Here is a 14,089-nt window from a genome sequence, read left to right on the forward strand (position 1 = left end):
GGGGGCGTCACGTCGTGTCGGGGAAGGGTCATCTGATGTCGCCGGTTCTGGAGAGTACGGCTCGCGCGCTGCTGCGGAGGATCGCGGTGGAGCAGGCCGGGTCGCGGCTGCCGTCCCTGGCGGCGGCCGTGGTGCGCGACGGGCGGATCGCCTGGTACGGCTCGCGCGGCCGGGTCGAGGGGACCGCGCCCACCGAGGCCACCCAGTACCGGATCGGCTCCATCACCAAGAGCATGGTGGCCACCGTGGTCATGCGGCTGCGCGACGAGGACCGCGTGGACCTGCTCGACCCGATCGGCAAGCACGTCCCCGGCACACCGGTCGGTGACGTGACCATCGCCCAGCTGCTGTCGCACACCGCCGGGCTGACCGCCGAGCCGCCCGGCCAGTGGTGGGAGCGGACGCCGGGCATGCCGCTGGAGGAGCTCATCGGGCTGCTCGGCCCGGCGACCGCCCGGCACCGGCCCGGCCGCCGCTTCCACTACTCCAACCTGGGCTTCGCCCTGCTGGGCGAGCTGGTCGCCCGGCACCGGGGCGTGACCTGGGCGCAGGCCGTGCAGGCGGAGATCCTGGAGCCGCTGGGCATGCGGCGGACCACGCCCCGGCCGCTCGCCCCGCACGCCACCGGCTACGCCGTGCACCCGTGGGCGGACGTGCTGCTGCCCGAGCCCGAGCACGACGCGGTCGCCATGGCCCCGGCCGGGCAGCTGTGGTCCACCCCCGGCGACCTCGCCCGGTGGGCGGCGTTCCTGGCCGGTGACACCGCCGGCGTCCTCGACCCGGCCACGCTGGCCGAGATGCGCGAGCCGGCGATCGTCGACGACGGCGACGCCTGGACCGGCGGGTTCGGCCTGGGCCTGCAGCTGGCCCGGGCGGGCGGGCGCCGCCTGGCCGGTCACTCCGGTTCCATGCCGGGCTTCCTGGCCACGGTGTGGGCCGACCCGGCCGACCGGGTGGGCGTGCTGTTCATGGCCAACACCACCTCCGGGGTGAGCCGCACCCTGCTGACCGAGCTGCTGGCCATCCTCGACGAGCACGAGCCGCGACTGCCGGCCGAGTGGGAGCCCGTCGCGGCGGACGCCGACCTGCTGGAGCTGACCGGCCCGTGGTACTGGGGGCCCAGCGCCTACACGCTGCGGCTGCTGCCGGAGCGCGGCATCTCCCTCGACCCGATCGGCGGCCCCGGCCGGGCCTCCCGGTTCGCCGCCCAGGCCGACGGCACCTGGCTCGGGCTGGACGGCTACTACGCCGGTGAGACGCTGCGCCTGGTCCGCCGGGCCGACGGCTCGCCCGGCCACCTCGACCTCAACACCTTCGTCTTCACCCGCACCCCCTACGATCCCACCGCCGAGGTCCCGGGCGGGGTGGACGGCGGCGGCTGGCGCGGCTGAGCCGGACCGGGAGACCGCCGTCTCGCCACGGCGGTCTCCCGGGGCCGTACCCCGCTCCCCCGGACCGGTGACAGCGGCGACCGTCCCCGGCCGGGGGCGGTCGCCGGAGCCCTCCGTGGGGACGGCACCGGGGGGTGGTGCCGCCCCGACGTGCGCGCGGCCGGAGGCGGAGATCAGGGATAGGCGGTGACCGTGGAGGGGATCGTCCCGGTGCCGTAAGCCGGGCCGCCGGTGTCGTTGACGACGTGGTTGTAGCGGCCCTTACCGCCGAGTGAGACGACCAGGAGGCTGTGGAACCTCACGCCGGGCCTCACCGGGACCTCGAAGCCGTGGTCCACCTCGACGGTCGGGTCGGAGGTGAAGACGCAGTAGCTGCCCAGGCCCCAGCCCTCGTGGACGTTCACCGAATCGGCGACCTTGTAGGCGGCCCAGCCCTTGATGTTCCCGTTCATGAACGCGGCCTGGTTGGGCGGGTCGTAGGGCAGCTCGTTCTGGAAGAAGATCGTCCGGCCTCGCTCGCCGGACCACTCCACGTTGTACTTCTTGAAGTGCTCGACGAACAGGCCCGTGGCCAGCACGTCGTCGCCGTAGACCCGCAGGCCGTAGTCGGCGGCGTTGACGTTCCAGCCGACGCCGTCGCCGTGGTCGGCCCGCCAGATCCAGGTGTGGTCGATGACCGTGTCGTCGCTGTGGACCACCACGCTGGTGGTCGCCTTCCCGGCGAACTGGCCGCCGATCCGGACGAACACGTCCTGCACCGTGATGGGGTTGCCGGCGTGGTCGGCGGCCGCGCCCTGGTGGCCGATCTCCAGGAGCGTCGGCGAGTTGACCGGGCCGGCGTCGATCAGGAAGCCGGCCAGCTTCACCCCGTCCACATCGGCCACCTTCATCGCGGTGACCCCGTTGTCCGGGACCAGCGTCGCCAGGCCGAGACCCATGACGACGGTGTCCGCCCTGGTCACGTTGAGCGTCTGGCCGAGGTGGTAGATGCCCGGCGTGAACAGCAGGTGCAGCCCCTGGGCGAGCGCCTGGTTCAGGGTCGCGGCCGTGACGCCCGGCTTGGCGACGTAGAACCGGGTGAGCGGGACGGAGGTGCCCGGGGTGGAGCCGCCCGCCCAGGTGGTGCCGCGCGCGTCCGTGCGCTTGCCCGGGACGAACACCTTGTAGTCGTTGCCGTCCAGATACAGGTACGGCTTCTCCCGGCTGACCGGGGTGGTGTTCAGCGTCGTGTAGCGCGGTTCGGGGAAGCTGTCGGCGGGAGCCCCCTCGACGCCGGAGAAGGTCATGTTCCAGACGCTGTTGGTCCAGCCGCCGATCGAGCTGTCACGGGTGTACCACTGCTGCTGCGAGTACGGGCCGACGGTGCCGTCGATCTTGCTGTCGGCGATGTAGCCGCCGCTGGCCCAGCCGTAGCCGGACGGCGCCAGGTTGAGCCCGCCGCGGACGTGCATGCGGCGGAACGGCGCGGCCTGGGCGACCGCCCACCGGTTGGTGCCGTCGTAGGGGGTGACCGACAGGTTCTCGGTGGAGCGCCAGAAGTTCTGGGTCGCGTTGCCGTTGAACCAGCCGGCGTCGACGCTCACGCCCCTGACGGTGACGTCGTCGGGGTTGCGCCCGAGACCGTGGACCGAGGTGTAGAAGCCGACGTCGACGTTGACGTCGTAGCTTCCGGGCTTGAACATCAGCGCGTACCGTCCGTTGCCGAACTGGGCCGACTCCTGCTGGGTGAAGATCTGCCTTATCTGGGCCTGGATGGCGGAGGCCGGCATGGACGGGTCGAAGACCTTCACGTTCGGGCCGAGGTCGCCGCCGCCGGGCGGCGGTCCGCCGTCGCCCCTGGTGTGCACACCGACCTCCCACAGTGAGTAGCCGTAGCCGGTGCCGCGGGCCGTCCCGTGGATGCGGAGGTAACGGCCCGAGCCCGTCACCTCGTAGGAGGCGGTGCCACCGGTGGCGCCGGTAACCGTCTTCAGATCGCTGAAGGCGGCGCCGTCGGCCGAGGCCTGGATCTTGAAGTCCCTGCCGTAGGCGGCCTCCCAGGACAGGTCTACCTTGCAGATCTCCTTGACCGAGCCGAGGTCGACCTGGAGCCACTGCGGGTCCGCGGCGGCGCTGGACCAGCGGGTCCCGGTGTCGCCGTCGAAGGCGTTCCCGGCGAGATAGCCGTCGCTCTGGACGGAGGAGGCGACGGCGGGCCCGTTCAGCGCGGCGTCGGCGGTCTCGCACTGGCCGCCGGTGTCGCCGTCCACCGCGTTGCCCGGCGCGGTGCCGTTGTTCTCCGTGGACGAGGCCGTCGTGCTCCTGCCCTGCGAGAGCAGGACGTCGGCGGCGTGCGCGGGGATGGTGAGTGCGGGTACGGCCAGCAGGCCGGCCAGGACCACGAGCGCGGTCCCGGTGGGTCTGAGTCTCATGTCTGTCCGCTTTCGGATCTCAGGGGGTGATAGAGGGCGGCAGTCGAGATGCGGGGGCGCCTCCGGTGTCCGCGGGTGTACGGGCCGGCGGCGGCCGGGGCTAGCGGTAGACGCCGAACTCGTAGAGCGAGTAGCCGTACGCCGTGCCGCGCTGGGTGAGGTTCAGGCGGAGGTATCTGGCCGAGACGTTGAGGTCGACGCTGTCGAACCCGCCGTCACCGGCCGTGGTCGAGTAGGCGGTGCTCCAGTCCGAGCCGCTGGCCGAGGTCTGGATCTGGTAGGCCTTGCCGTAGGCGCCCTCCCAGCCGAGCTGGACGTGCTTGACGGGCGTGAGCGCGCCGAGGTCCACCTGGATCCACTGGGGGTCGCTCCACTCGCTCGCCCAGCGGGTGCCGAAGTCTCCGTCGGTGGCCCTGGCGGGCAGGAACGGGGCGCCGTCGCCGGTGGCCTGGTAGGAGGAGGCGGTGGTCGCCTTGCCCGCCGCCACGTTGACGCCGTCGACCCTGGGCGGCACCACGCGGAAGGACCGCTGCTCGATGCCGGCGTTGCCGTGCCCGTCGAAGGCGTAGACGTAGACCTTCCAGACGCCCATCCGCTCCGGGGCGGTCACCGAGAACTTCCCGGGACCGGTCTGGGTGAAGGTGACGTTGCGCAAGCCCCGGTCGCCGGTGACGTGCTTGTCGCTGAACATCAGGTTGTAGCGGATCCGGTCGCCGTCCGGGTCGGAGACGGCGGCCTCGACGGTGAACGTGCCGCCGGCCGGCACGGCGGTCTGCGAGCCGACCGTCATGGAGGTGATCTCCGGCGGCGTGTTCGCCGACGGCTGCCCGGAGTAGGCCTGATTGAGCGCGTGGTAGCCGTGCCGCCGCCAGCCGCCGGTGAAGGTGTTGAGCCACACGCCGCCGAAGTCGTTCTCCAGGCCGTAGTGGAACTCGGTGGCTCCGAGCGCGACGCCGGGGTGGCTCTTGATCGCGTTCCAGCCGGCGGTGTACTGCGCCCGCTTCTGGAGGTCGGTGGGCTCGGCGGGGACGCCGTTGACGTCGTCGGGGACCTCCCACTCGCCGTCCGGGCCGGCCTCGGTGACAATGTACGGCCTGCCGTACCCGCCGGAGATCCAGTCCTGCTTGACGGTGTGGATGGCGCCGTAGGAGTTGACCGCGAGCAGGTCCAGGGCCGGCGAGTGCGCCTTGTAGTAGGTCCAGGCGTGGGTGTAGGCGTCGGTGGAGGTGACCGGATGGTCGGGGTCGGCGGCGTGGATGGCCTGGGCGAGCTCGTCGACGAACTTCGCGTAGGCGACGCGCCGCCGCTCGACCACGTCGGCCGGCAGGCCGTGGTCCTGCATGGTGAGGATGACCTCGTTGCCCACGTCCCACATGAGCACGCCCTGGCGGCCCTTGAGGGCGTTGACCCGGGCGACGATCTCGTTCTTGACGTTCGTCTTGTAGGCGGTGTCGCCCGCGTAGTCGGCGCCCTGGTTGAGCCAGTGCCCGACGATCACCTTGATGCCGTGCCGCGCGGCGGTGTCCAGCAGCGCCGGGGTGTTGGCGTCGTCCACGCCCCAGATGCGGATGGTGTTGACGCCCATCGCCTTCAGGTCGCGCATGTAGCCGTCGGCGGCGGCCTGGGGCGGGCCGTAGGTGAGGCCCCTGATCTCGAACGGCTGGCCGTTCACCTGGAGCTGCCAGCTGCCCTGCGAGCCGGTCACCCGGACCTTGCTCGGCCCGGCCGGCACGGCCGGGTCGGTCATGGCCGCGGGGACCGTGCCGGTGCTCCTGGAGACCGAGACCGAGTCCACGCTCAGGACGCCGCCCGAGGTGGTGGCCGGGGTGGGGGTGGTGAGGCCGGCGATCGCGTTGGGGAGCGACCCGCCGATGGCGAGGTCGAAGCGGAGGTAGAAGCCGTGGTGGACGGCGGCCCGCCAGGCGGTGACGCCGACCTGACTCTGGCGGACCACCCAGGTCTGCACACCGTCGAGGTAGAAGCGGACCTCCTCGTCGGTCTTGGTGCGGTCGATGATCTGGGTGTACTCGTGGTAGCCGCTCTGGCAGCCCTCGCAGGTGGCCAGGCCGCTGGTGCGGCCTCCGTACTCGTTGCACACGCCGTCGGGGGCGGTGCCGCAGTGCAGCGTGTTAGACAGCTGGCTGCGGCCGTTGACGTCGGTCATGATGTCGGTCTCGCCGACGCTCGGCCAGTTGTTGTAGTCGCCCCGGTAGGCGGCGCCGGTCGCCCGGAAGCCGGGCCAGTAGCCCGTCGCGTTGGCCACGTCGGGCTGCTTGAGCCGGGCGGTGAACCTCAGCCGCTCGCCGGGCTGCGGGGCGAAGTCGGTGCGCTGGGTCTCCACGCGTCCCGAGGTCCACTTGCCGGCGCCGTCCCTGACGGCCTTGATGTTGAGCTTGCCGGTGCCGTCGAGATAGACGTTGGCGGTGGAGGCGCTCATGGTCTCGACCTCGCCGGTGCCCCAGTTCGCGGCGCCGCCGGGATACCGGGTGCCGGTGCGGAGGATCCAGTCGGCGGCAGACGGCGAGGTGCCCGCCGGTCCGGTGAAGTCGTCCTTCCAGACCTCGCTCCAGTCACCGGGATCGGGGCCGGGGCCGGTGGTGCCGTAGATCTGGAACTCCCACAGGGAGTAGCCGTAGCCGGTGCCGCGCGCGGTGCCGTACATGCGCACGTACCGGCCCGTGCCGCTGACCTCCAGCGTCTGCGTGCCGCCGGTGCCGGTCGTGGTGGAGTAGACGTCGCTCCAGTCCGTGCCGTTGTCGGAGGTCTGCAGCTTGAACGCCCTGCCGTGGGCGCCCTCCCAGACCAGGACCACCCGGCAGATCGGCTGGGCGGAGCCGAGGTCCACCTGGAGCCACTGCGGGTCGCTGAAGGCGCTGGACCAGCGGGTGGTGGTCGCGTTGCCGTCGAAGGCGGCCGAGGCCGGGGTGCCGGCGTTCTCCGTCGACGAGGCCGAGGCGGGCCTGCCCTGTGCCGCGTTCTCCGTCCCGCACGTCCCGGGAGCGGCCGACGGGCTGCCCAGCGAGAGCAGCCCGTCGGCCGCCGCCGGGTTGATGAGCGCCAGGCCGGAAAGGACCAGTCCCGCCAGGGCGGCGATGACCAGGCCTGACCGGAACCGGCCCGAGCTACGAGCTGGATACACGATCTCTCCTCGGAGTGGGGGGAGCCTGCCGTATCAGGACGGCGGATGGGAGAGCGCTCTCCTGGCTGAGAGTCCCCCGGGGGGCGGGCCGTGTCAAGGTTCTTCTCTTCACGGGTTCGAAACCCGCCGCTCATGCGCCAGAAACCTTGCTGAAGCGGATATATACCTACAAAATCTGTCTTCTTGCAGGACAGCCCACGGATCCGCCCCATCTGACACAAGATTGTCCACGTCAAGGGCATGAACAGCGGATTTCAGATCGGTGGCACCCGCGCCTTGACAATTCATGTCACGGAGCACACTCTCATCGGAGAGCGCTCTCCCTCCTGCCGTCCAACGGCACCCCCCACCGAAGGAGAGGCCATGCACTCATCCCGAAGTCCGGTCGGATTCCGGCTAGGACTGGCCGTCGCGTCCCTGGTCGCGCTGGTCGCGGCCGGTCTGGCGATCATCACGCCCGCCACCGCGGCCGACACCCTGCTCTCGCAGGGCAGGCCGGCCACGGCGTCCTCCGTCGAGAACGGCGGGTACGGTGCCGGGGCCGCCTTCGACGGCCTCGGCGGCACCCGCTGGGCCAGCGCGTTCAGCGACCCCCAGTGGCTCCAGGTCGACCTCGGCGCCACGGCGACGCTCTCCCAGGTCGTCCTGGACTGGGAGGGCGCCCACGCCAGGGCGTTCAAGATCCAGACCTCGGCCGACGGCACGTCGTGGACCGACATCTACTCCACCACCACCGGCACCGGCGGCGACCAGACCCTCAGCGTCTCCGGCAGCGGCCGCTACGTCCGCATGTACGGCACCGCCCGCTCCGGTGGCTACGGCTACTCGCTGTGGGAGTTCAAGGTGTACGGCACCGGCGGCACCGGCTCCACCCCGGTCCCGAGCCCCACGTTCACCGACCAGGTGACGCACCACGAGTTCCAGGCCAACTGCTCGTGGACGGCGGACCGGCCCGACGACCCGATCATCTACCCCGGCCTGCCCGGCGCCTCGCACATGCACACCTTCGTCGGCAACACCACGACCGACGCGGGCAGCACCTCGGCCTCGCTCCTGGGCGGCGGCACCTCGTGCACCAACCCGCACGACAGGTCGGCCTACTGGTTCCCGAGCTTCTACAAGGGCAACCAGCTGATCCAGCCGACCGGCAACCAGGTCGTCTACTACAAGTCGGGCATCCTCGAATACTGGCGGGTGCGGTCCTTCCCGCAGGGCCTGCGGTACGTCGTGGGCAGCCCGACCGCCACGCTGGAGCAGTTCCGTGACGCGCCCGGCGCGGTCGAGGGCTTCGAGTGCGGCGACATCTCCCACAGCTGGGACATCCCGGCCTCGTGCCCGGCGGGCAGCCAGGTGAACGTCCGCTACCAGGCCCCGAGCTGCTGGGACGGGGTCAACCTCGACAGCGCCGACCACAAGAGCCACATGGCCTACCCCGCCGCCGGCTACTGCCCCGCCACCAACCCCGTGCCGGTGCCGATGCTCGAATTCAAGATCGCCTTCCCGGCGTCCGGCGATCTGTCCCAGGCGCGGCTGGCCAGCGGGCGCGGCTACACCTGGCACTACGACTTCTTCAACGCCTGGGACAACCCCGCCATCCTCAACGCCCTGGTCACCCACTGCATCAACGGTGGGCTCCAGTGCAACCCGCGCGGTTACGACCTGTACAAGCCGCACCGCGGCGCCGCTCTCACGGAGAACTTCGAACTCCCCTGACCGCACGTGCCCGGCCCGGCCCCGGGTGCCCGGACCCCGGCCCCGCCGACCGGGGCCGGGCACGTGCCCCCGACACGGGAAAGGCCCGCATGAGACGCGCCGACGTGGTCGTCCTGCTCCTCGTGTCCGCCCTGACGGCCGGCCTGGTGACCAGCTGCGTCGCCCACTCCACGGCGGCCGTCCCGGGCCACCGGCACGGACCGGAGGCCCGGACCGCCGCCGCCCCCGCCACCGCCGCCGTCCCGGCCGGCTTCAACGCCACCGACACGGCGTGGCTGCAGTTGATGATCCCGATGGACGAGCGGACGCTGCCCCTGCTCGACCTCGGCGCCGAGCGCGGGCACGACCCGGCCGTCCGGCGGCTGGCCGTCCGGACCAGGGGCGATCACCTGGCCGAGCTCGGACGGCTCCGGGAGGCGCTGGCCCGGTCCGGAGTGCCGCCGACGGACGTGCACGCCGGCCACGACATGCCCGGCACGGTCACCGCCGCCGACCTGGCGGCCATGCGAGCGGCCGGCGGCGCCGCGTTCGACCGGCTCTTCCTCGGCCATCTGCGTGAGTACCTGGAGCAGTCGGCCATGGTCTCCCGCTCCGAGCAGGTCTCCGGCGCCGACCGTGGCACCAGGGCCCTGGCCGCCGCCGTCGAGCGGGCCCGTGCCGCCCAGCGCGACCTGCTGGCCGGCATCCGGCCACCGGGCCGCTGACCGGGCCCGCCATCATCGCCCCCTCATCCCGCGGCATTGACAGCACCCATCGGGACGGTGACGCTGTGAGACGTATCGGAGAGCGCTCTCCAAGGATGAAGGGAAACCGTGTGACCATCGACGAGCTCGACCGCCTGGTGGAGAAGCTGGACCTGGAGCGGAAGGTACGGCTGCTCACCGGGGCGACCGTGTGGCGCACCCACGCCGAGCCGGACATCAGGCTGTCGGCCATGGTGACCTCCGACGGCCCGGTGGGCGTGCGCGGCGAGGGCTGGGACGAGCGGAGCACCTCCCTGACCCTGCCCTCGGCGACCGCGCTGGCCGCGACCTGGGACGAGAAGCTCGTCGGGCTGCTGGGCGGGCTGCTGGCGGCCGAGGCGCGGCGCAAGGGCGTGCACGTCCTGCTCGCCCCGACCCTCAACCTGCACCGGTCGCCGCTCGGCGGCCGGCACTTCGAGTGCTACTCCGAGGATCCCCTGCTGACCGGCCGCGTCGGCGCCGCCTACATCGGCGGCGTGCAGGCCGGCGGCGTGGCGGCCACCGCCAAGCACTACGTCGCCAACGACTCCGAGACCGAACGGCTGACCCTCGACGCCCGCGTCGACGAGCGGACCCTGCGCGAGCTGTATCTGGCGCCCTTCGAGGCGGCGGTGGCGGCGGGCGTCTGGGTCGTCATGTCGGCCTACAACGGGGTGAACGGGAGCACCATGTCGGAGAACCCGCTGCTGGCCGACCCGCTCAAGCAGGAGTGGGGGTTCGACGGGGTGGTGGTGTCGGACTGGGGAGGCGTGCGCTCCACCGCCGCGGCGGCCCGCGCCGCGCAGGACCTGGCGATGCCGGGGCCGCAGGGCCCGTGGGGGGAGGCGCTGGTCGCCGCGGTGCGCGCGGGTGAGGTGCCGGAAGCCGCGATCGACGACAAGGTCCGGCGGCTGCTCCGGCTGGCCGCCCGGGTCGGCGCGCTGGACCTCGATCTCCCGGCCGGCGGCCCCGCCGCTCCCCCGGCCCCCGCGGGAGGGCGGGATCACCGCGCCGCCCGCGCGCTGCTGCGCCGGGCCGTCGCCGCGAGCGCCGTGCTCCTGCGCAACGACGGCCCGCTGCTCCCCCTGGACCCCGCGCGCCTGCGCAGGGTCGCCGTGCTCGGGCCGAACGCCGCCACCGCCCGGATCCAGGGCGGCGGCAGCGCGGGGGTGTACCCCCAGGCCGTCGTGTCGCCCCTGGACGGCATCCGCGCCGCGCTGTCCGGCACGGCGGAGGTGTTCCACTCCCCCGGCGTGCACCTCGACGCCCGGCCCACCCCGCTGGGCACCGACAACGCCCGCAACCCCCGGACCGGCGGACCCGGCGTCCTGGTCCGGCTGCTGGACGCCGCCGGCGCGGAAGTCCACGCCGAGCACCGGCTGACCGGCCACATCCCGGAGCCGGCGCGGAACGACTCCGCCGCCACCGTCGAGATCCGCGCCCTCCTGAGGCCGGGCGCCGACGGCCTCTGGGACCTGGCCGTCGCCGGATGGGGCCATGTCCTGCTGGAGGCCGACGGCCGGGTCCTGATCGACGAGGAGGTGGAGCGGGACACCGACGACCCCGCCACCGTGCACCTGTCCCCGCCGTACCGGCGCGCCCGGCTCACGATGGCCGCGGGCCGGGAGGTGGAGCTCGTCTTCCGGCGGCGGCTCGACCCCGGCACCGGGATCGCCTCGTTCCTGGCCGCCGACCCGCCCCGGCGCGGCGACGAGGTGGAGCTGGCCGCCGCGGTCGAGCTCGCGCGCTCCTGCGACCTGGCCGTCGTCGTGGTGGGGACCACCGACGAGGTCGAGAGCGAGGGGATCGACCGCAGGTGCCTGGACCTGCCCGGCCGCCAGGACGACCTGGTCCGCGCGGTGGCGGCGGCCAACCTGGCCACCGTCGTGATCGTCAACTCGGGTGGCCCCGTCGCCCTGCCGTGGCATGAGCGGGTGCCGGCCGTGCTGCTGAGCTGGTTCCCCGGGCAGGAGGCCGGGCACGGGCTCGCCGACGTCCTGTTCGGCCACGCCGAGCCCGGCGGCCGGCTGCCCACCACCTGGGCCGGCCGGGCGCTGGTCTCCACCGTCCCCGAGGACGGGACGCTCGCCTACGCCGAGGGCCTGGACATCGGCTACCGCGCCTGGCTGCGGCAGCCCACGCCGCCCGCGTACTGGTTCGGGCACGGACTCGGCTACACCTCCTGGTCCTACGAGGGCCTCTCCGTGCCGGGAGACGCCGCCCCCGGCAGCCCGCTCCCGGTCCGGGTACGGCTGCGCAACACCGGCGGGCGGGCCGGGCGCGAGATCGTCCAGGTCTACCTGTCCCGGCCGGAGACGGCCGTGGCCCGGCCCGAGCGCTGGCTGGCCGGCTACGCCCCGGCCGAGGCGGGACCGGGCGAGACCGTCGAGATCGAGGTCGACCTCCCGGCACGGGCCTTCCAGCACTGGTCGGCCGGGCGGCACGCCTGGCATGCCGAGGAGGGCGCCTTCACGGTGCTCGCCGGACGCTCGGCCGCCGACCTGCCGTTGAGCGCCACCGTGCGCCTCGCCGCGCGGGCGCCGATCCGGCCCGAGCCGCTCGGGCAGCGGCTGTAGGACTCTCCGCGGCCCGAGGCTCCCGTGGCTGCCGGGGGCCTCCCACCGCGGGGGACGCGGCGCGGATGGCGGGAGTCCCCACGCCGCCGGCGGAGGTGCCGGCTCCGATCGGGTGAACGGTGGCCGGCCTGCCCGGCGCGCGTCCCGCTCACCGCCGGCCCGCGTCGACGCGGTAGAGCGTGGTGAACAGCGGCCAGGTCAGGGCGGCCATCTCGGCCGGAGACCGTGGGCATCCGCGCTGCAGCCAGTCGGCGGCCACGCCGATGAGCGCCCCGGCGGTGAACGCGGCCGGAACGTCGTGCGGGATGTCCAACGGCGGGCCGGTCCGCTCCGGGAGATCGCCGCCGGCGGTGGCCCGGAGCAGGTGGTCGTGGACGGTCGCGGCGATACGGCGGCGGATGTGGTCGACGACGCGCGCGCTGCCCTGCGGGCCCAGCAGGCCGCGGTAGAGCCCGGTGTGCTCGGCGAGGCTGGCGAAGAACGCCTCCAGCGACCGGGTCGCCTCCGGCTCCGGGTCCGCCGAGTCGGGGTCAGGGCCGGGCAAGGACTCGATCAAGTCGTCGATCATCGCGGTGCAGGCGACCTCGGCCAGCTCGTGGACGTCCCGATAGTGGTCATAGAAGGTCGATCGGCTCACGCCGGCGCGTTCGGCGACGTCGGCGACGCCGATCCGGGACAGATCCTGCTCCTCGACGAGCTGGATCAGCGCGTGCGCCAGGGCCGCGTGGGTGCGGCGCACGCGCCGGTCGCCCGATGGGGTGCTGCCGTCTTTTGTCGTGGCCACGCCTCTCACCTTACCGCCAACCTACACATGTACGATTACCTACACGTGTAGGCTAACCTGGCGACGTGGGACGATCGAAAGGACCACGACTATGCGGATACGTTTGGGCCGGACCGTCGCCCTCCACCTGAGCGACGTCCCGTGACCCCGCCCGGGAGCGTCCTGATCGTCGGCGCGTCGGCCGCCGGTCTGAGCACGGCGGAGGCGCTGCGGCGGAACGGCTACCGGGGCGGGCTGACGTTTCTGGACGCCGAACCCCATCTCCCCTACGACCGGCCGCCGCTGTCGAAGCAGGTCCTGGCCGGCGTCTGGGAACCGTCCCGTGCCCGGCTCCGCGGCCAGGCGCAGCTGGAGGCCCTGCACGCCGAGTCCGTGCCGGGCGAGGCCGCCGTCGAGCTGGACGCCGCCGCCCGCGAGGTGCGCACGGCCTCCGGCCGCGTGCTACGTGGCGACGCGCTGGTCGTCGCCACCGGCCTGACCCCCCGCCGGCTGCCCGGCCAGGAGGGGCTGGCGGGCGTGCACGTACTGCGTGCCCTGGACGACGCGCTCGCGCTCCGCCGCGACCTGGCCACCGCCGAGCGGCTCGTGGTCGTCGGCGAGGGGGTGCTGGGCGCGGAGATCGCCGCCACCGCCCGCGGCATGGGCCTCGACGTCACCCTCGCCGGGATGGGCCCGGCCCCCCTGTCCGACCAGCTCGGCGGCGTGGTCGGCGCGATGCTCGCCCGGGTGCACGCCGAGCGCGGGGTCCGGCTGCGGCTCGGCGTCACAGTCGAGGGGCTGACGGGCGCCGGCGGACGGGTCACGGGAGTACGGCTGGTCACCGGCGAGCTCCTGCCCGCCGACGCGGTCGTGGTGGCCATCGGTTCCCGCCCGGCGACCGGCTGGCTGGAGGGCAGCGGGCTCACCGTGGGCGACGGGGTGGAGTGCGACTCGCGCTGCCGCGCCGCCGAGGGCGTCTACGCCGTCGGGGACGTCGCCTCCTGGGAACACGAGGGGCTCGGCAGGCGGCTGCGCCTGGAGAACCGCACCAACGCCACCGAACAGGCCCAGGTGGTGGCGGCCAACATCCTCGGCGCCGACCGCCCCTACACGCCGGTCCCCTACTTCTGGACAGACCAGTACGACGTCAAGATCCAGGCCCACGGCCTGCCGTCGCCGGCGGCCGAGGTGACCATCGCCGAAGGCGACCCCACGCAGCACCGCTTCACCGCCCTCTATCGCGAGGGCGGCCGGGTCACCGGCGTGCTCGGCTGGAACATGGCCAAGCAGGCCCGCCTGCTGAGGCAGCGGGCCCTCGGCACCCGGCAGGACGCCCAGCCCCTCGCGCCGGCGTGACGGCGGCGGGGACGAACC

At 73.2% G+C, this 14,089-nt stretch carries 8 protein-coding genes; 5 read left to right on the top strand and 3 right to left on the bottom strand.

What is annotated here, in order from left to right:
• Positions 1 to 35 precede the first annotated feature (35 nt).
• On the top strand, positions 36 to 1,391 hold the full coding sequence (locus ACZ6R6_RS38515) for a serine hydrolase domain-containing protein (RefSeq protein ID WP_470101882.1): 1,356 nt from the start codon (positions 36 to 38) through the stop codon (positions 1,389 to 1,391).
• A gap of 173 nt (positions 1,392 to 1,564) precedes the next feature.
• Here ACZ6R6_RS38515 and ACZ6R6_RS38520 read toward each other — a convergent pair whose 3' ends face one another.
• Both ACZ6R6_RS38520 and ACZ6R6_RS38525 read right to left on the bottom strand, forming a co-directional pair.
• On the bottom strand, positions 1,565 to 3,802 hold the full coding sequence (locus ACZ6R6_RS38520; RefSeq protein WP_470101883.1) for a discoidin domain-containing protein: 2,238 nt from the start codon (positions 3,800 to 3,802) through the stop codon (positions 1,565 to 1,567).
• Between the two features lie 100 nt (positions 3,803 to 3,902).
• The gene (locus ACZ6R6_RS38525; protein ID WP_470101884.1) at positions 3,903 to 6,941 is read right to left on the bottom strand and encodes a discoidin domain-containing protein; all 3,039 of its coding nucleotides are present in this window, start codon (positions 6,939 to 6,941) and stop codon (positions 3,903 to 3,905) included.
• Positions 6,942 to 7,304: 363 nt separating this feature from the next.
• Here ACZ6R6_RS38525 and ACZ6R6_RS38530 point away from each other — a divergent pair, with 363 nt between their 5' ends.
• The 3 genes from ACZ6R6_RS38530 (at position 7,305) to ACZ6R6_RS38540 (ending at position 11,952) form a co-directional block, all read left to right on the top strand.
• Positions 7,305 to 8,654, top strand: a complete 1,350-nt coding sequence (locus ACZ6R6_RS38530; protein ID WP_470101885.1) for a DUF1996 domain-containing protein — start codon at positions 7,305 to 7,307, stop codon at positions 8,652 to 8,654.
• An 89-nt stretch (positions 8,655 to 8,743) separates the two neighbouring features.
• On the top strand, positions 8,744 to 9,358 hold the full coding sequence (locus ACZ6R6_RS38535; RefSeq protein WP_470101886.1) for a DUF305 domain-containing protein: 615 nt from the start codon (positions 8,744 to 8,746) through the stop codon (positions 9,356 to 9,358).
• 110 nt (positions 9,359 to 9,468) lie between these two features.
• Positions 9,469 to 11,952 carry a glycoside hydrolase family 3 C-terminal domain-containing protein gene (locus ACZ6R6_RS38540; protein ID WP_470101887.1) on the top strand — a complete coding sequence of 828 codons (2,484 nt, stop codon included), beginning with the start codon at positions 9,469 to 9,471 and terminating at the stop codon, positions 11,950 to 11,952.
• Between the two features lie 148 nt (positions 11,953 to 12,100).
• On the opposite strand, the gene ACZ6R6_RS38545 is transcribed toward ACZ6R6_RS38540, so the two are convergent.
• Complete coding sequence (locus ACZ6R6_RS38545) at positions 12,101 to 12,736, bottom strand: TetR/AcrR family transcriptional regulator (protein WP_470101888.1); 636 nt, start codon at positions 12,734 to 12,736, stop codon at positions 12,101 to 12,103.
• A gap of 141 nt (positions 12,737 to 12,877) precedes the next feature.
• On the opposite strand from ACZ6R6_RS38545, the gene ACZ6R6_RS38550 reads away from it, so the two are divergent.
• Positions 12,878 to 14,071, top strand: a complete 1,194-nt coding sequence (locus ACZ6R6_RS38550) for an NAD(P)/FAD-dependent oxidoreductase (RefSeq protein WP_470101889.1) — start codon at positions 12,878 to 12,880, stop codon at positions 14,069 to 14,071.
• Positions 14,072 to 14,089 lie beyond the last annotated feature (18 nt).

The organism is Streptosporangium sp. NPDC048886, assembly GCF_055586905.1.

What these genes read in the sequence shown, in the direction of transcription:
- ACZ6R6_RS38515 (WP_470101882.1), top strand. Translation starts at nt 36, where the DNA reads ATGTCGCCGGTTCTGGAGAGTACGGCTCGCGCGCTGCTGCGGAGGATC.
- ACZ6R6_RS38520 (WP_470101883.1), bottom strand. Translation starts at nt 3,802, where the DNA reads ATGAGACTCAGACCCACCGGGACCGCGCTCGTGGTCCTGGCCGGCCTG.
- ACZ6R6_RS38530 (WP_470101885.1), top strand. Translation starts at nt 7,305, where the DNA reads ATGCACTCATCCCGAAGTCCGGTCGGATTCCGGCTAGGACTGGCCGTC.
- ACZ6R6_RS38535 (WP_470101886.1), top strand. Translation starts at nt 8,744, where the DNA reads ATGAGACGCGCCGACGTGGTCGTCCTGCTCCTCGTGTCCGCCCTGACG.